The organism is Marinimicrobium sp. UBA4509 (assembly GCF_002388575.1).
GTDB classification, from domain to species: domain Bacteria; phylum Pseudomonadota; class Gammaproteobacteria; order Pseudomonadales; family Cellvibrionaceae; genus Marinimicrobium; species Marinimicrobium koreense.
The window spans coordinates 212,564-230,233 of sequence record NZ_DGMV01000051.1 but is presented as its reverse complement, the minus strand read 5'-3'; the positions used below and the strand labels follow the sequence as shown (position 1 = coordinate 230,233).

17 protein-coding genes are annotated in these 17,670 nt (G+C 59.9%); 6 read left to right on the top strand and 11 right to left on the bottom strand.

Annotated features, from left to right (window positions below; genetic code table 11):
* Position 1: 1 nt before the first annotated feature.
* The 10 genes from B3520_RS10035 to B3520_RS09990 all read right to left on the bottom strand — a co-directional run bounded on the left by B3520_RS10035 (position 2) and on the right by B3520_RS09990 (position 9,184).
* Positions 2 to 628 carry an energy transducer TonB gene (locus tag B3520_RS10035; RefSeq protein ID WP_123638386.1) on the bottom strand — a complete coding sequence of 209 codons (627 nt, stop codon included), beginning with the start codon at positions 626 to 628 and terminating at the stop codon, positions 2 to 4.
* A gap of 6 nt (positions 629 to 634) precedes the next feature.
* Complete coding sequence (locus tag B3520_RS10030; protein ID WP_123638387.1) at positions 635 to 1,039, bottom strand: ExbD/TolR family protein; 405 nt, start codon at positions 1,037 to 1,039, stop codon at positions 635 to 637.
* Between the two features lie 41 nt (positions 1,040 to 1,080).
* A complete protein-coding gene (locus B3520_RS10025) occupies positions 1,081 to 1,608 on the bottom strand; it encodes a MotA/TolQ/ExbB proton channel family protein (protein WP_024461373.1) in 528 nt (175 codons plus the stop codon).
* A gap of 10 nt (positions 1,609 to 1,618) precedes the next feature.
* Positions 1,619 to 3,004 carry a MotA/TolQ/ExbB proton channel family protein gene (locus B3520_RS10020; RefSeq protein WP_123638388.1) on the bottom strand — a complete coding sequence of 462 codons (1,386 nt, stop codon included), beginning with the start codon at positions 3,002 to 3,004 and terminating at the stop codon, positions 1,619 to 1,621.
* On the bottom strand, positions 3,001 to 3,783 hold the full coding sequence (locus B3520_RS10015; protein ID WP_123638389.1) for a DUF3450 domain-containing protein: 783 nt from the start codon (positions 3,781 to 3,783) through the stop codon (positions 3,001 to 3,003). The genes B3520_RS10020 and B3520_RS10015 overlap by 4 nt, the downstream gene beginning before the upstream one ends.
* A gap of 277 nt (positions 3,784 to 4,060) precedes the next feature.
* Positions 4,061 to 4,561 carry a type 3 dihydrofolate reductase gene (folA, locus tag B3520_RS10010; protein ID WP_286804460.1) on the bottom strand — a complete coding sequence of 167 codons (501 nt, stop codon included), beginning with the start codon at positions 4,559 to 4,561 and terminating at the stop codon, positions 4,061 to 4,063.
* Positions 4,562 to 4,592: 31 nt separating this feature from the next.
* Complete coding sequence (locus B3520_RS10005) at positions 4,593 to 5,432, bottom strand: thymidylate synthase (protein ID WP_123638391.1); 840 nt, start codon at positions 5,430 to 5,432, stop codon at positions 4,593 to 4,595.
* A 32-nt stretch (positions 5,433 to 5,464) separates the two neighbouring features.
* Positions 5,465 to 6,298 (bottom strand): prolipoprotein diacylglyceryl transferase, encoded by an 834-nt coding sequence (gene lgt / locus B3520_RS10000; protein ID WP_286804459.1) that lies wholly within the window; start codon positions 6,296 to 6,298, stop codon positions 5,465 to 5,467.
* Positions 6,299 to 6,398: 100 nt separating this feature from the next.
* The gene (gene ptsP / locus B3520_RS09995) at positions 6,399 to 8,663 is read right to left on the bottom strand and encodes a phosphoenolpyruvate--protein phosphotransferase (RefSeq protein WP_123638393.1); all 2,265 of its coding nucleotides are present in this window, start codon (positions 8,661 to 8,663) and stop codon (positions 6,399 to 6,401) included.
* On the bottom strand, positions 8,657 to 9,184 hold the full coding sequence (locus tag B3520_RS09990) for an RNA pyrophosphohydrolase (RefSeq protein WP_286875960.1): 528 nt from the start codon (positions 9,182 to 9,184) through the stop codon (positions 8,657 to 8,659). The genes ptsP and B3520_RS09990 overlap by 7 nt, the downstream gene beginning before the upstream one ends.
* Positions 9,185 to 9,333: 149 nt before the next feature.
* Between B3520_RS09990 and B3520_RS09985 the strand changes: the two genes are divergently transcribed.
* Genes B3520_RS09985 through B3520_RS09975 form a run of 3 tightly spaced genes read left to right on the top strand, consistent with a single transcriptional unit; the run spans position 9,334 to position 13,056 of the window.
* Complete coding sequence (locus B3520_RS09985; RefSeq protein ID WP_286875958.1) at positions 9,334 to 9,990, top strand: HAD family hydrolase; 657 nt, start codon at positions 9,334 to 9,336, stop codon at positions 9,988 to 9,990.
* Positions 9,991 to 9,992: 2 nt separating this feature from the next.
* Complete coding sequence (locus B3520_RS09980) at positions 9,993 to 11,132, top strand: imelysin family protein (RefSeq protein ID WP_286875956.1); 1,140 nt, start codon at positions 9,993 to 9,995, stop codon at positions 11,130 to 11,132.
* A gap of 37 nt (positions 11,133 to 11,169) precedes the next feature.
* Positions 11,170 to 13,056, top strand: a complete 1,887-nt coding sequence (locus B3520_RS09975; protein WP_286875954.1) for a sensor domain-containing diguanylate cyclase — start codon at positions 11,170 to 11,172, stop codon at positions 13,054 to 13,056.
* A 2-nt stretch (positions 13,057 to 13,058) separates the two neighbouring features.
* Here B3520_RS09975 and B3520_RS09970 read toward each other — a convergent pair whose 3' ends face one another.
* Positions 13,059 to 14,165 (bottom strand): histone deacetylase family protein, encoded by a 1,107-nt coding sequence (locus tag B3520_RS09970; protein ID WP_286806781.1) that lies wholly within the window; start codon positions 14,163 to 14,165, stop codon positions 13,059 to 13,061.
* 392 nt (positions 14,166 to 14,557) lie between these two features.
* Between B3520_RS09970 and B3520_RS09965 the strand changes: the two genes are divergently transcribed.
* From B3520_RS09965 to B3520_RS09955, 3 genes are read left to right on the top strand one after another with little or no spacing between them, the layout of a single operon-like run.
* Complete coding sequence (locus tag B3520_RS09965; protein ID WP_123638399.1) at positions 14,558 to 15,610, top strand: isopenicillin N synthase family dioxygenase; 1,053 nt, start codon at positions 14,558 to 14,560, stop codon at positions 15,608 to 15,610.
* On the top strand, positions 15,607 to 16,539 hold the full coding sequence (locus tag B3520_RS09960; protein ID WP_286806785.1) for a hypothetical protein: 933 nt from the start codon (positions 15,607 to 15,609) through the stop codon (positions 16,537 to 16,539). Before B3520_RS09965 ends, B3520_RS09960 begins: the two co-directional genes overlap by 4 nt.
* Positions 16,540 to 16,558: 19 nt before the next feature.
* Positions 16,559 to 17,626 carry a putative urea ABC transporter substrate-binding protein gene (locus B3520_RS09955; protein WP_286875951.1) on the top strand — a complete coding sequence of 356 codons (1,068 nt, stop codon included), beginning with the start codon at positions 16,559 to 16,561 and terminating at the stop codon, positions 17,624 to 17,626.
* Positions 17,627 to 17,670 lie beyond the last annotated feature (44 nt).

Genomic DNA, 17,670 nt, shown 5'->3' with positions numbered 1-17,670 from the left:
CCTACTCGTCCGCCAGTTCAAAGACGAAACGATAGCTAACACCGGCCACTTCCACCGGCTCGCCGTCTACAGTCCGCGGACGGAACTTGAAACGCTCTGCAGCGCGAATCGCCGAACGGTTGAAGATACTGGTCTCGCGACCTTCGGTATCCACGGCATCCACCACCACTACGTCACGAGTTGAACCGTTGGTCGTCACGGTAAAGCTTACCGTCACAAAACCCTCGATTCCGCGCTGAGCCGCGCGACGTGGATACTCGGGCGCCACCGCCACGATAGGCATATATTCGCCGTCACCGGAGAAGTTGCCACCCGTGCCCATGTTCATGTCGAGCCCCATACTCGGCGCAGCCATGTTCAGAGCACTCGCATCAACATCCGGAGAGTCAAACTCGGGCTCCGGAATATCCGGCGGAGGTTCATTGGGATCCTCCGGCTTCTGTGGCTTAGCCGCCTCGTACTGCGTTTCAATCTCCGTATCCGGCATATGGATGTCGGCGATTTTACGGTCTTCCGGCTTTTCGTCCTGACCAAGGTCGGAGTTGATCAAGGACTGCATCAAAAACAGCAGGGCCACCGTCACGACGACCGACAACCCCCCCGCGATACCTACTCTTGCAAAATTCATAGCAGCCTAGTTCTCTTCAGTGGAGACAGCGACGTTGGTAATACCCAGCTCGCGTGCGGATTCTGTAATGGCAATAACAAACTCCATATCAGCACCCTGGTCCGCCTGGATAACCACTGTCCCATTCGGGTTTTCGGCCTGCAAACGCTCAATTTGAGCCCGGACACCACGTTTGTCCACCTGCTGCTTGTCGATCCAGATTTCGTTATTTGCGTTAACGGCAATCAGAATCGCAGCCTCTTCCTTCGGATCCGCGGTGGTCGCTTCAGGACGATTGACTTCAATCCCCGTCTCTTTAATGAATGTAGCAGTCACGATGAAGAAGATCAGCATGATGAACACCACATCGAGCATGGGCGTCAAGTCAATGGCCTGAGCTTCTTCTTCGGCTTTCTGATTGTTCCTGCTCATGGGATATCTCTTAAATACCGGGTTTAAACTGGGTGCTCGCCTTAGTGATCCATCGTCAGGTGATCGGCAAACAGGTGATTTTCGCGATCGGCAATCCGCTCAAGGTAAGTGTTGGCAAACAGGCCGGAAAGGGCCGCCACCATACCTGCCATGGTCGGAATTGTTGCCCGCGATACGCCGCCGGCCATCTGTTTGGCGTCGCCGCCGCCCGTCATCGCCAGAACGTTAAACACCTCGATCATACCGGTCACGGTACCGAGCAGACCCAACAGAGGGCACAGACTTACCATGGTGGCAATCATGTCCATGTTGGTGTTGATCTTCTCGGAGATCCGGGAAATCATCGCCTCACGAATTTGGTGGGCATTCCACGATTTCCGCTCACTACGGCTTTCCCACTGATCCAGTGCCGCCTGGACATCGCTTTTCAGACCACCTTTGAAGTACCAGACCCTCTCAAAGATGAGGGTCCACATCAGGAAGGTTAGGATGGCGATGAGCACAAGCACACCGCCCCCTTGATCCAAAAAGGCTTTAATGGCTGCAAACGCTTCCATTATTGCCGTCATGGTCTATCTCCTACTTATTGCGCTCGGAGTTCTCGGCAACGATGCCGGTAGTCTGCTCATCCAGAATGTGGATGATACGCTTGGCGCGACCGTTAACAATGGTGTGCAGCAATACTGTCGGAATTGCCACTACCAGACCCAGAACGGTGGTAATCAGAGCGGAGGAGATACCGCCTGCCATGTTCTTCGGATCGCCGGCACCAAAGATGGTGATCGCCTGGAAGGTCAGAATCATACCGACCACGGTACCCAACAGACCCATCAGCGGCGCAACGGCAGCGATGATCTTCAGCAGGGCCAGACCACTTTCAATCTTCGGACGCTCTTTCAGAACGGCTTCTTCAAGCTTCAGTTCCAGAGTCTCGGGATCAACCCCTTTGTTGTCCTCAGCCACCTGCAGCACACGACCCAGCGGGTTGTTGGCGCTCGGGGTGCTGGACTTCAGCTGAGAGGTCACTTTGGCACTGACCGCACTCAGGACGATGATCCGCCAGATACCCAGCAGGAAGCCGAAGATACCCACGGCGGTGATGACGTAGCCTACGCCGCCGCCCTGATGCCAGCGCTCACCCCAGGTGGGGCTGTCGATCAGCGCGGTCAGCAGAGAACCGCCGGTCGGGCCAGTCGGGTCGATACCCACACGAACGAGGCCAGAATCGGCCGCTTGCAGGTTGGCAGCCGCGTCCTGAATGTTGCCGGCAGGCTGACGAGCCAGCTCTTCCATTTTGGCACCATCCGGAATAAAGGCCAGGTACTTGCCTTCGGACACCAGGTTGTAGGAACCGATACGGACAACTTCCTGATCCACCTTGTCGCCATTGGGTTTGATCACTTCGCCATTAAACGTGACGATGCGACCGCTTTCGACCATCTGACGCTGCACTTCGTACCACAGGCGCTCGATTTCCTCGATGCTGGGCAGACGAGTGTTGCTGTTCATCTTGTCGATCAGGCCATTCAGGAACTCACCCCGGTTCGGGTATTGAGCACTGATGATTGAAGTCTGAATGTTAGAACGCAAGTCACCTGCAGTTGAGGTCAGGTGACCGAACAACTCACGCAGAGAACCCAGACGCTCATTCAACTGGTTGCGCTTGGCATCCACTTCGAGCTCTTGCTCGTCGTAGCGGGCTTCCAGGGTTTCAGAGCGGTTTTCTTCTTGAGCCCGGGTATTGCGAGCCTGTTCCAGCAACTGCTGCTGCTGGCCGCGCTCCTGACGGAACTCAGCTTCGCGCTGACGGTGCTCCTGGGATTCGTTGACACGTGACTCACGCACCATCTCCAGCAGCTCGTCGAGCGAACCGGCCTGGTCATCGTCTTGGGCCAGAGCGACATTGGCGCTCAGCAGACCCGCGGTCAGGGCAACCAGAGAGCCCTTCAAAAACGTCATCTTCATTGTGCTGCCTCCGGAGCCTGAACGGGTAACATCATGATGTCCTGGCTTGCCTGGTCACGGGCAATGCGCAGACCCTTGAGAATGTGATTCCGGTAAGAATCATCGAGCGGAACCCAGGCTTCCTGTTCTTTATCCCAGGCGCCCTGCTGCTCGGTATCTGTGGTCTGATACATGAGGGAGATACGACCAACGCGCAGAATGTTCACTTCGCGCTCCTGGCCATCCACTTCCAGCGAATCGCGGTAAGTATCGAGGAAGCGACCGTATTCAGATTCGATGCGATAGGCTTCCAGAACCTGGCGGAACTTTTCCGCCACGGAAATATCGGCGCGATCCTGATTGTCACGCAACATCTGCAAGCGGGCACGACGTTCGTCCAGGTGGAAAGGCATGTCCAGCTCTACGAACTGCTCCAGTGCGTCCAGCATGTTCATGACCAGCGGCTGAATCTGACGCTCGATCACGGTGACCTGCTCGATGGACTGATCCAGATCGCGCAGTACGCGCTGCTGGGCTTCGATTTGACGCTCCAGCTGGAGATTGTAGGTACGCAGACCTTCAATTTCCTTGTTTACCACCTTGAACTGCTGCAGCAGATCGTCGGTTTCCTGGGCCAGGCGGTCAATCCGCTGTTGAGATTCCTGGGCCATTGCGGTTTTGGCCTCACCGACCTGGAGAATCTGCTCCAGGGTTTCATCTGCCACGGCAACGCTACCCATTAGCGCGCCGGCAGAAAGCGCGGTGGTCAGAGCCACGGCTTTCAATCGCTGCTTTTTCATATTTCCCCCAACTCGGGTGCTTGCATCAGATGAGTTTGCGACAGGCAGCTGCCACACAACACGTTATCCACACAGTGCCTTCAAAAGGCTGGCAAAAACCTCTACGAGGCAGCCAAGAACGCAGCATTGTAATAAGAGGCTTACTTCACATTCAATGCTTTAAGGAAACCGTTTCCCAAGTGGGTAGATCGGTATCACTCAGGTAACAAATTGTCCCGCTGACTGTCTGATTAAAGTAACACCTGCTTAAAAATTGACCAATACTTTTGCGCTGTCATCAAACGGTAATACGATCGTACCGTTGAAAGACGTGCCCCACCGAAGCGTCATTCGCTCCGGGCTGCTCGTCGGTGAGGTGCCACTCTTCGCCACTGAGCGACGGAAAGTGGGCATCCCCTTCCACCTCCAGGTCGATCCGGGTCAGATAAACCCGATCGGCCAGAGGTAAACTCTGGCGGTAAATCTCTTCACCGCCCATAACCATGATTTCCTCAGCGTCCGGCTGCTCCCGGCGGGCCAAGGCTATCGCGGCCTCGATACTGGTCACCCAGCGCAGGCTCGGATCCCGCGCCTCTCGAGACTGCCGGCTCACCACAATGTTGAGTCTTCCGGGCAGCGGGCGCCCGATGGACTCATGGGTCTTGCGTCCCATGATGACCGGTTTGCCCAGAGTAACCGACTTGAAATACTTCAGGTCGCCGGGCAGATGCCAGGGCAGCTCATTGTTCCGGCCAATGACTCCATTGCGGGCGGCCGCCACTATTAAGGCCACAGTCATACGTCGAGGTTCCCCTTTTCTGTGACGAACTTCACACCGCAATCGGTGCCTTGATTCTCGGATGGGGGTCGTACCCCTCGAACTGGAAATCTTCCAACTGGTAATCAAACACCGATTCCGGTCGGCGCCCGATCACCAGCTTTGGCAACGGCCGGGGTTCGCGGCGCAGTTGCTCGTAGACAATATCGTCGGTCAGGTGATTGTGGTACAGGTGACAATCACCGAAGGTGTGCACAAAGTCCCCCACCCCCAGGTCACACTGCTGAGCAATCATGTGGGTCAGTAGCGCATAGCTGGCAATATTGAAAGGCACCCCCAGGAACAGGTCGGCGCTGCGCTGGTAGAGCTGACAGGACAACTTCCCGTCCGCCACGTAAAACTGGAACAGGGTATGGCAGGCCGCCAGAGCCATCCGCCCCTGCTCGGCGTTCTTCTGGGGGCTCAGGGACTCATCCGGCAGGTCCGCCGGATTCCAGGCACTGACAATCAGGCGCCGGGAGTTGGGGTTGGTGCGAATCTGCTCGATCACCTCGCCGATCTGATCGATGGTGCGACCATCGGGGCAGGCCCAACTGCGCCACTGCTTGCCGTAGACCGGACCCAGATCTCCCTCCGCCGTGGCCCATTCGTTCCAGATTTTACAGCCACGCTCTTGCAGCCAGGTGACATCCGTGCGCCCCTGCAGAAACCACAAGAGCTCGACAATCACACTTTTCAAGTGCACGGTTTTGGTGGTGACCAACGGAAAACCGTCAGACAGATCAAACCGAAGCTGCCGCCCGAATACCGACCGGGTGCCGGTTCCCGTCCGGTCCCCACGATCCAGACCGTTGTCGATGACATCGCGCATCAGCGCCAAATACTGTTGCATGTTGAATTACCTGATCCCCAAAACGTTCGAACTCAGCGTCCCGACTGCCGGCGCTTGACCTGTTGCTGCCAGCTCCACACCAGTACTCCGATACCAAGAATGAGCATCGGCAAGGAGAGCAATTGCCCCCGGGTAACCCAGCCAAACAGGTCAAAACTGATGTGCTGATCCGGTTCGCGGAAAAATTCGGCAAAAATTCGGAAACAGGCGTAGAGCACCAAAAACAGCCCCGCCACCGTGCCCCTGGGGCGAGGTTTGGATGAATACCAGTACAGCACAGTAAAGAGTACCAACCCTTCCAGGGTTGCCTGATAAAGCTGCGAGGGATGCCGTGCAATGCCCTCGGGGTCTTTGGGAAATACCATGGCCCAGGGCACATCGGCCGCGCGCCCCCACAGCTCCTGACCAATAAAGTTACCCAGGCGCCCCAGCCCGAGACCAATAGGGACGAGTGGCGCGACAAAATCCGTCAGTGCCAGGAATGACACTTTGCTCCGCCAGGCGAACAGGGCGAGCGCCACGATGACCCCGAGCAGCCCACCGTGGAAGGACATTCCCCCTTCCCAGACCCGAAACAACCAGATCGGGTCGCTCAGCCAATAATTGAAATGGTAGAAGAAGACATAGCCAAAGCGCCCCCCCAAAATCACCCCGAAAGCCACATAAGTCGTGAGGTTTTCCACCTGGGAGCGCTGGACCACCGTATGCGGAAAACCAGCCCGGCGCAGAGCCAGAAGCCAGGCGCCGGCAAAGCCGAGCAGGTACATCAGACCATACCAGTGAATATCCAACGGACCATAGGACTGGCCGGCAAACTCAAACGGGCCAATACTCACGGCCACCGGGTCAATTTCGGGGTATTTCATAAGCCTTGCTTATCGCAGTCAGTGAACGGTGGGACAAATCAGTGCGGGGGAATACTACCACTGTTGGATGACGAACACAGTGCCTTCGCCCGACCGGCACTCAATCGGTGGAGCTGGCGGGGCGAATCAGGCGCGTTGCGCCGAGATCACGCAGGGTGTCGTCGACGCGCTGGCGGATCTGATCGGCGTCCGGCAAGGTCATCACCTCAGAAAGCAACGCTCGCGCCTGCTCCAGGCTGATACTGCGAATCACCGACTTGACCTTGGGCAGGTTGGTGGCGTTCATCGACAGCACGTCATAGCCCATGGCCATCAGCAGAATGGCCGCCCCCGGGTCACCGGCCAACTCACCACAGATCCCCACGCTGACGCCCTCGGCGTGACCGTCGTCGACCACGCTGCGCAGCGCCCGCAGCACCGCCGGATGGTAAGCCTGATAGACATCGGCGACCCGGGCGTTATTTCGGTCCACCGCCAGCAGGTATTGGGTCAGGTCGTTGCTACCCACCGACAGGAAGTCCACCCGGGCCGAGAGCTCTCGGGCCTGATAGACCGCCGAGGGCACTTCGATCATTACCCCGAGCGGCGGCAGCTTGACCGAGTGGCCCTCTTCCAGCAATTCATTGAAGGCCCGATAGATCAGTACCTTGGCCGCCTCCAGCTCGGGCACGCTGGTAATCATCGGCAGCAGAATCCGCAGGTTATCCAGGCCTTCACTGGCCTTGATCATGGCGCGAATCTGGGCCAGAAAAATCTCCGGATGGTCCAGAGTGACGCGGATGCCGCGCCAGCCCAGGAAGGGGTTTGCCTCTTCGATGGGGAAGTAGGGCAACGCCTTGTCCCCGCCGATATCCAGGGTCCGCATGGTCACGGTGTGAGGCGCGAACGCCGAGAGCTGCTCCTGATAAATGGAGCGCTGTTCCTCCTCACTGGGAAAGCGATCGCGCAGCAGAAAAGGGACTTCAGTGCGGTACAAGCCGACCCCTTCGGCGCCGCGCTCCAGGGAGCGGACCACATCGGTCATCAGACCGGTGTTCACCCATAGCGGCAGCCGGTAGTGATCGGTGGTTTCACAGGGCAGGTCCTTGAGCGCTTCCAGGCCCTTGACCAGCTCCTGCTCTTCGAGATAAATCGCCTTGTAGTGCTTGCGCAGCTCCGGGCCCGGATCGGTGTACACCGTGCCCTTGTAGCCGTCGACGATCAGGGTCCGCCCATCCACCTGAGTGTAGGGCAGGTCCACGGCCGCCATCACCGTGGGGATATCCATGGCCCGGGCGAGAATGGCCACGTGGGAGTTGCTCGAGCCCTGCACCGACACCAGGCCGGCCAGCTTGTCCTTGGGAATTTCGCCGAGCATGGAGGCGGTCAGCTCTTCTCCCACCAGAATGGTCTGATCGGGATAAATGCGGCACTTCTGGTTGGACTCCTGCAGGTAAGCGAGTACTCGCCGACCCAGATCTCTCAGGTCCGTCGCCCGCTCCCGGAGGTAGGCGTCATTCATGCTGCTGAAGGTGCGTTCGTGCTCCAGAATCACATCGGCCCAGGCCGATGGCGCGGCAGTCCCCTGGCGAATCCGTTCCGTGACTTCTTTCCCCAGCGACGCATCATTTAGCATCGCCAGGTAGGCATCAAAGAGCGCCTGCTCCTCCCGGTTCAGCCGGGTTTTGAGCTGCTCGCCCAGACCTTTGATATCTTCCCGCACCGCCTGCAGGCACTTCTGGAAAAAGGCGAGTTCCGCCTCCACATCGGTGCAGGTTTTATAGGGCACCGAGCGCAGATCGGCCGGCGGCGTTATCACCACCGCCTCGCCCATGGCAATCCCGGAGGCGCCGGACACCCCGGCAAATTTGGCTTGCGCCGCCTTTTCGCCAATGGCCACCATCACCCCGGTCGCCTCGGCGTGGGCGATCACCCCCGCCAATTGGGCTGACATGGTGACAAGGAAGGCTTCATCGCCCTCATCGAACCGGCGCCGCTCCACCTGCTGGACCACCAGCACCCCCAGCACTTTACGGTGGTGGATAATGGGAACGCCGAGGAACGAGCTGAAGCGCTCCTCACCGGTTTCGGGGAAGTATTGGTAACTGGGGTGGGTTTCAGCCTGCTCGAGGTTGATGGGCTCTTCCCGGGTGACGACCCGGCCGACCAGACCTTCACCGTCTTTCAGCCGCACCCGACCGACCGCATCGGCATTGAGGCCCTCGGTCGCCATCAGTACATAGTCGCCCTCGGGGCCGCGCAGATACACCGAGCACACCTCGGTTTTCATGGCGGTCTTGACCCGGGAGACGATGATCGCCAGCGCGGTCTTCAGGTCCCGCGCCGCGTTAACCTCCTGGACGATGGAACGCAGGGAGTTCAGCATGTGCGACTCGCCGGTGCACGGGCCGGATCAAACCAGGCGGCCTCGAGTTGGCTGTGGTAGGGAGAGAGCTCCTTGAGCGCTCGGCGGTAGACCTCGCGCTTGAAGGCAACCACTTTCGCCAGCGGATACCAGTAGCTGACCCAGCTCCAGTCATCGAACTCGGCGCGGCCGCCGTTTTCCAGGCAGATCCGGCTCTCGGGAGATTTCATACGCAACAGAAACCACTTCTGTTTCTGACCCAGGCAAAGCGGCTGGGAATTGTGACGCACCAGCCGACTGGGCAAGCGATAGCGCAGCCAGCCCCGGGTGCAGGCCAGCATCTCCACATCCGCCCGGGTCAGCCCTATCTCTTCCTGCAGCTCCCGGTACAGCGCCTGCTCCGGGGACTCGCCTTCATGAATACCACCCTGCGGGAACTGCCAGGCATCCTGCCCCCCAACGCGCCGCGCCCAGAGCAACTGGCCCTGGTCATTGGTCAATACAATACCCACATTGGGGCGAAAACCTTCGGCGTCTATCACGGGACTCAGCCAATCCTTATTTCAGTCGTTATAAAAGTACTCCGGCCTATTGTTCCATAAAGTCATTGCGCTCAGCAATTGGCGCAGTTGAGCCCGGCCTGAGGAGCCGCTATGCTTAGCGGCTTTGGCCAAGCAACCGCAGGTACCCCGTGAGTCTCGCAATCTTTGACCTGGACAACACCCTGATCGCCGGTGACAGCGACCACCGCTGGGGCGAATTCCTGATCCACAAGGCGCTGGTCGATCCCGGGGAGTACAAATCCCGCAACGACGACTTCTACCGCGCCTATCAGGACGGCAGCCTGGACATTCACGAGTACCTGGGGTTCTCCCTTGCGCCCTTTGCCTCCCTGAGCGACCAGCAGGTGGCCGAGCTGCAGCGCGAATTTCTGTCCGAGTGGATCGAGCCCTTGATGCTGGACAAGGCACAGGCGCTGATTCAGCGCCACCGAGACCAAGGGCATCAACTGCTGATCATCACCGCCACCAATGATGTGGTCACCACCCCAATCGCACAGCGCCTGGGCACTCCCCATTTGCTGGCCAGTGAGGCCGAGCGCGGCCCCGACGGCTACACCGGGCGCCCGACCGGCACGCCCTGCTTCCAGGGCGGCAAGGTCACCCGTCTTAAGGAGTGGCTGAAAGAACACCCCCACGCTCTGGAACACGCCCACTTCTATAGCGATTCGGCCAACGACCTGCCACTGCTGGAGTCGGTGGGTTACCCGACCGCCGTTGACCCGGACCCGCGCCTGGCCGAGGCCGCGCAGGCACGTCAATGGCCGATCATCAGCCTGAGGGACTGACCATGCGGTTCCCCCACCCCCTCCCGTTGCTCACCGCCCTGCTGTTGATCGGCTGCGACCCGGGTCCGGAGTCCCCTGGCCCCACTCCCGATGAATCGCCCCGCGAGACACAGAGCATTGCCGCCCCCGACCCAGCTCTGGCTGACAGCACCCTGGCGGCCTGGCGGCAGGGAGAGCAGTGGCTCAGCGGGGCGCGCACGGCCTGTGCTGAAATGCATGAGCGTCTCGACGCTTTCCTGGCTCAGCCGGCGCAGGGCAGCCTCGCGGCCACCCGTGAGGCCTGGCATCAGTGCCACACCCGCTGGCACCATCTCGAGCCGCTGCTGACTCTGGGTGAAAGCAGTCCCGGCCTGTTTGGTGACCTGAGGGAAATCGCCTTTCAGGTGGACGCGCACCCCATCCAGCCCGGGTACCTGGATGGCCTGGAGAACTATCCCTACAGCGGCATCGTCAACGACATTACCCTCTCCATCAACGCACAGACCCTGCGCGAACAGCACGGTCTGACCGATGAGGCCGACGTGGCTCTGGGCCTGCACGCGCTGGAATTCCTGCTCTGGGATGAGCAGGGCGACCGACCGGTGAGTGACTTCGAGCCCCGCACCTCCGCCGGGGACGACCCGATGAACGCCGAACGGACCGTCGATCAACTGCCCAACAACCGCCGCCGCGCCCTGGTGCGTCTGATCAGCCAGTTACTGCAGGACGACCTGGCACTGCTCGAGCAACACTGGCAATCCACCAGCGGGCGACTTCCCGCCACCTACCGACAGCTCAGCCCCTCCAGCCGACTGCCCCTGTTGCGCGACGCGCTCCGGTCACTGCTGCGGGAGCGCCTGCCCCGGGAGCTGGCGCAACTCGAAGAACCTGAACTGGCCCACAACGCCTTTGCGGGACAATCCCTGAGTGTGGTGATCAGCGCCCTTGCCGGCACCGACCAGTTGCTGAACGCCGGAGATCCAGCGGTCGTGCAGTGGTTGGTCCCCGAGCCGACGCGCACTGACTGGCAGCCCCAATGGCAGACACTGAGCCGGAATCTGAATGAAGCGGACGAGATTGATCCCCAGGGCTTGAGCGAGCAACTTCGGTCGCTTGGACAGGCGCTGAGCACACCGACGCCGGAATTTGCACCGGCGCCGTAAACCCGACAACCCGGACCTCACGGAAAGGAGGGACCTGATGACCAGACGCCACTGGCTGCTGAGTCTGTCACTGCTGTTTTCGCTGCTCGCATCGCCCGCCTGGGGCAATGACCCGCACGCGCCCCACTCCCTGAACATCACCCCGGGGCAGGACACCTACGACCTGACCGGCAAGGCGCTAATCCTCAAGCAACCCAAGGAGGGCAACCTCACGCCCTCAGACCTGTTGGCCGATACGACCAGAGCCTGGCAACCCCTGTCATCCTCTGCCCCCAACTTCAGCTTCAGCGACCGTGCCTACTGGCTCCGGCTGGATATCACCAATACCGACACCCGCCCTCGGCGGCTGATCCTGGATATTGCCCAACCTCTGCAGGATTACATTGACGCCTGGTGGATGATCGACGACGGTACTGTCCGCGAATGGCACACCGGCGACCGCCGGCCGCTGAGTGACCGCCCCTTCCGCTACCGGGCTTTTGCGCTTTCATTACCGCTGACGCCCGATCAGAGCGGAACCCTGCTGATTCGCTTCAGCAGTCACGACGGCCTCTACGATGCACTGCCGCTGACCCTCAGCAGCGACGCGGCGTTTTTCAAACGCAATGATGCCGAGTCCCTCGGATTCGGCTTTTATTACGGCGCCATCACCATCCTGCTGCTCTACAACCTGATCGTCGGCCTGGTCACCCGCGAGCGGAACTTTGTGCTCTACAGCGTCTACCTGTTCTTCTTCCTCAGCTGGAATCTGGCATTTCGCGGCTACCTGGGCATCAGTCTGCTGGCCGACTACCCCACCCTCAACAATATGGCGGTCGCGGTACTGTCCTGTGGGTTGTTTTTCTCCCTGGTGGCGTTCACCCAGGGCTTCCTCAACCTCAGACAGACACTCCCACTCACCGGCCGATTGCTCTGGGGGCTCAGCGCCCTTTTGCTGATCCCCACAGGGCTGGCGGTGATGGATGTCTACGCAACCACTTTTGCGGTGCTAATTCCTATCGCCGTTGTGATTCTTCTGGTTGTGCTGTACGCCGGAGCCCGCGCGTCGCTGCGAGGATCGGTCTCCGCCCGTATCTTTCTGCTCGCCTGGACGCTGCTGATCGGCGCAGTGTTTGCCTACTACGCTCGGGTATTCGGTTTGTTGCCCTCAAGCTGGTTATTGGAGAATGCCCTCAACCTCGGCTCACTGATCGAAATTCTCGTGCTATCACTGGCTTTGGCCTACCGCATTAACGAACTCAAACAGAAAGATCTGGTCAGCCAACAACAGCTGATCGAGCAGAAAGAACAGTTGAATGCCGAGCTGCAACAGCGGGTGGAAACCAAAACCCGCGAGCTGCAGAATCTGGCGGACAAACTGGAGCGGGAGTCGATAACCGATGCCCTGACCGGCCTGCTCAACCGACGCACCTTTTACCCCAAATTGGAAAGTGAACTGCGCCGACTGCAACGTGAGCCCACCCAGACTCTCTGTCTGACGCTACTGGACCTGGATCACTTCAAGGCACTGAACGACCACTACGGACACCCCGCCGGGGACCGGGTGCTGGAAAACGTAAGCGACCTGCTGCAGCTGCACTGGAAACGCTCAGGGGATGCGGTGTTTCGCGTGGGGGGAGAGGAGTTTGCGATACTGTTTTATACGCGCAATCTGCACACCGTCTCAGAGCGGCTGGAGGCCTTCCGCCAGGCGCTCAAAACCATTCCCTTGCCGATCTCGCCGCCGCCGGCTGACGGTGTCCCGACGCAGTTGACTGCCTCACTGGGTGTCGGGCTGGTCAGCGCCCTCTACAGCCTGAGCCCGGATGAGCTGTACGCGATGGCCGACCGGGCGCTCTACTCGGGCAAGGACCGCGGGCGGGACTGCATTCATTACTGCTCTGCCACCGATCGCACTCCCCGGCCCAGATTGGAACACCTCTGAGGTCAGTCTCCCTCCACGGCCCAGAACGCCGGAACATGAAAGGCGATCGCCGCTTCCGCCTCGGCCAGACCGCACACGGCGGGCTCCGGCACCTCCCCTCCGGCCATGACCTGGAGCACCGAGTGCACCCCGTGCGAGAGCGACTCCAGGTTATAGCCGCCCTCCAGGACCATGACCAACCGCCCCTGGCAGTGTTCATCCGCCAGAGCCTGCAGGACTCCGGTCATGGCGGCAAAGCCTTCGTACGACACGTTCAGCGCGAGATCATACCCGTGGGCATCAAACCCCGCCGACACCAGAATGAGGTCCGGCTTGAAACTGGCCACCGCCGGGGCGAGCAGTTCGCGCAGAATTTTCAGGTAGACCCGATCTCCGGTCCCTGCCGGAACCGGCACGTTAACGGTAGCCCCTTCCCCCAACCCGGCACCGACCTCTTCGAGCGCCCCCGAGCCCGGATAAAAAGGGGCGGCCCGATGAATATCAAAAAACAACACATCCGGGTCGGCATAAAAAATGTCCTGAGTGCCATTACCATGGTGGGCATCCCAATCCAGAATCAACACCCGCTCACAGCCCAGCGCCGACTGGGCATGAGCCGCCGCCACAGCGACATTATTGAACAGACAAAACCCCCTTGCCCGCACCGGCTCTGCGTGATGACCTGGTGGGCGGATCAACGCAAAAGCCCGCTCGGCCTCACCGTTAAACACCGCCTCCACTGCCGCGATGGCCGTACCCGCCGCCACCTCGGCCGCTTCAACACTGCCCGGAGACACGGCCGTGGTATCCAGATCCAGCCAGGCACTCTTGCCCCGCAGGGCATAGATGTCCTGCAGGTAGGCACTGGTATGTACCCGCGACAACTCTTCGGGGGTGGCCGCACGGCCACCGGTCAGGCGGACGCCCTCGATCGGCGCGCGCGCCAACAGGTCAAGAATGGCCGTCACCCTCCCCGGATGTTCGGGGTAGCGCCACTGTACATTCAACCCGGAGAGCACCTGTCGTACCCGCTTGTCCAGTCGGCCGGGTAAAAACGCCGCGTTGGTATCCGGCTCATGGGCCAATACCCGTTCGTCGTAGCAAACCAACACCTCCTTCACGCCGGTCATTCCTGTCCCCTTTCTATTAACCCGTGGTCTCTTGAGCATATACCAGTCAACCCGGTTTCGCCGTGTCCCAAAAAACATCATCCGCCGGTGCGCTTGCCCCAAAAAGGTGCAACGACACCCGTTCCGAGCAGCATCCATCAGTCAGCGAACCATGCCGCCATCGAAAAACCCCAGACAGATCAACCACGTATGCCCCTGCCCTCGTGATTGGTACGAATTCTGCAGATTCTCAGTCAGGACCGTTTGATCTCCAGCGATCAGGCACGGACCGGGACGTCCGCCTTCATCATTGAGCGATGCCATGACCCCCGGGACGACCCGGACGGCCGAGGAGGGCCGGCTTACCATCTGGACGACCAGATACCTTGAGCACAAACCGAGAGGTAATCCAGATGACACCCGGCAAAGTTTCAGACAATCCACACACCGCCTTCCAGACGCTGCCGGTGGTCGATGTGTCGGGCCTGGGGTCGAGCGACCCGAGCCAGCGCCAGGCCGCCGCCGAGCAGTTGGGTCAGGCGGCCCGCGATGCCGGCTTTCTGTATGTGGTCGGCCACGGTATCCCCGCCGACTACACCGAGCGACTGATCGCCCGGACCAAAGCATACTTCGCCTTGCCCTACGCCGAAAAAATGCGTCAGTACATTGGCCACTCCGTCAATCACAGCGGCTACGTCCCGGAAGGGGAGGAACGCTTTTACGGCGCCAAGAGCGTCGACAAAAAAGAAGCCTACGACATTGGCTACGATATGCTCGAGCCGGCACATCGCCGCCCGATGCTGGGCCCCAACCAATGGCCGGACATGCCCGGTTTCAAAGAAGACATACTCCCCTACTACCAATCGGTGCTCGCCCTCGGGCACCAATTGTTTCGCGGTTTTGCGCTGGCGCTCGGCCTGGCCGAAGACACCTTTAGCCAACACATCCGTCGCCCGCCCAGTCAGTTGCGGCTGATTCACTACCCGTACAATCCGGACCTGCCGCCGGACACCCCGGGGATTGGTGCCCACACCGACTATGAGTGCTTCACCATTTTGAAGCCCACGGCTCCCGGACTCGAAGTGCTCAACGGCGCAGGCGAGTGGATTGATGTTCCACTGCAGGACGATGCCTTTGTTATCAACATCGGTGACATGATGGAAGCGCTCAGCAACGGTGCCTTCGTGGCTACCTCTCACCGGGTCCGTAAAGTGGCCGAGGAGCGCTACTCCTTCCCGATGTTCTGCAATCTCGATTACGACACGGTAATTGAACCGCTGCCCGAGTTGGTCAGCGACGATCAGCCACCGCGCTACGAACCCCTGATCGCCGGGGAGCACCTGTACGCCCAGACCATTCAGACGTTCGAATACCTGAAACAGCGCCTGGCCCGAGGCGAACTGGAGCTGCCAGAGGGCGCCAAAGGCCTGTCCTCGTTCGGCCAAAAGGCGGGGGGCGCGGTATGACTCTGCAGGAATTACTGGAACGTCACGCTCGACCGGCCACCGCCGGCGTGCCCGACTGGATGCTGGGCTGTTTTCGTCGCCGCTGCATCAGTTTCGCCAGTGGCGAGTCCGACAACCAGACCATCGTGTACTGGTTCCAGAGCCGCAATACCACCATCGATCTGCGACTGCCGGTTGCAGAGCAGCAGGTGCCCGCCAAGGCACTGAATGAATACAGCCCCGCGGAACTGCGCCGCCTCGCCGACTACGAAGGCTGGGAAGCGCGATCGCAATGGGATGGCGAACTAATGAGCTGGTTTGACGAGACCGCGCTGCAGACCCACAACCGCTGGCCGGAGCCGGCCGAGCTCAAGCGCATCGGCAACTGCATGATCGAGTTCGCACCGAGCGGCGCCTACGTAGAGGATTGGCGCGCACAACCCTCCGAGGCCGGCCCCCTGATCGGACTGCGGATGATCGAGCAACGCAACCTGGATACCGGTGACTGCGTTCACCGCGGCGGCGGACTGATCATCGCAGGCGATCATGCGGCACTGGTGCTCGGTCGCCCGGAGCCGTTGTCGAACGATGCAAGCCTCCAGAAGCAACTTGAGTCGGCCAGTCCGGACACGATACAGCGCCTGTTCGATTTTGAAACCTCTGTGGCCCGGGGCTCACTGAGCCAAGGCTATTCCATTGAACACAGCACGCGACCCGACCGAATCGGCCAGCCCCTTTCCCCTAGAACCACATCCGAGTGGTTCGTTGAAGACCAGGAGGTGCGTCACCGATTCAATCTTGACGGAGTCACCCACGAGCGCCGCTACCAGATCGATACACTGGAGGCACACTGCCCCTTCGATCTGCACACGCCCTGGACCTCAGAGGCCAAAGCCTGGTTCGGCCGGGAAGCCGCCACCCTGACCCGCTACACCCAAGTTCTCAATTAAAAGCCACCGGAGAAACATTATGACCCTTCGCATTCTGAAAACCCTGACACTGACCGCGCTGCTGTCGCTGTCCGCCATTTTTGCCCACGCCCAGGAGGAGCCGAAGAAGTTCACCCTGGCCTGGTCGATCTACGTCGGCTGGATGCCCTGGTACTACATCAACGAAACCGGCCTGATGGACAAGTGGGCCGAGAAGTACGGCATTGAAGTCGAGCTGGTACAGATCAACGACTACATTGAGCCGATCAATATGTACACCGCCGGGCGCTTCGATGGTGCCACCATGACCAACATGGATCTGCTGACCATTCCCGCCGCCTCCGGTGTCGACACCACGGCACTGATCACTGGCGATTACTCCAATGGCAACGACGCCGTCGTGCTCAAAGACCGGGACAGCCTGGAGGACATCAAGGGCCTGGATGTGTACCTGCTGGAGCTGTCAGTTTCCCATTACGCGCTGGCACGCGCCCTGGAATCGGTGGGTCTGACCGAGCGCGACATCAATGTCATCAACACCTCCGATGCGGATATCGCCAGCGCTTTCAACGACCCGGCAGTGCAGGCCAGTACCCTCTGGAACCCGCAACTGGCCGAAGTGATGAAGCACCCGCAAGCCAACAAGGTGTTTGACTCGACCCAGATTCCCGGTGAAATTCTGGACATCATGGCAGTCCGCACCGAAACCCTGGAAGCCAACCCCGAGCTGGGTAAAGCGGTCACCGGTGCCTGGTTTGAAGCCATGGCGATCATGAATTCCGATACGCCGGAAGGTCGCGCCGCCAAGCAGATGATGGCCGAAGCGTCCGGCACTGATCTGGCCGGCTATCAGCTGCAACTCGATGCCACCGAGCTGTTCTACACCCCGCAGCAGAAGCTGGCGTTTGCCACCAGCGAGCAACTGGCCGAAACCATGTCGTTCGTCACCGAGTTCTCCTTCCGCCACGGACTGCTGGGCGATGGGGCCCCGTCAGCCGATTACATTGGCATTGAATTGCCCAATGGCGACATCTGGGGTAACGAGAACAATGTAAAAATGCGTTTCAACAACGAGTTTGTCGAGATGGCAGCGGAAGGAAAACTGTAAAGGTAAGCGGAAGCGGTAAAGGATGAGCCCCAAGACGGCACTGA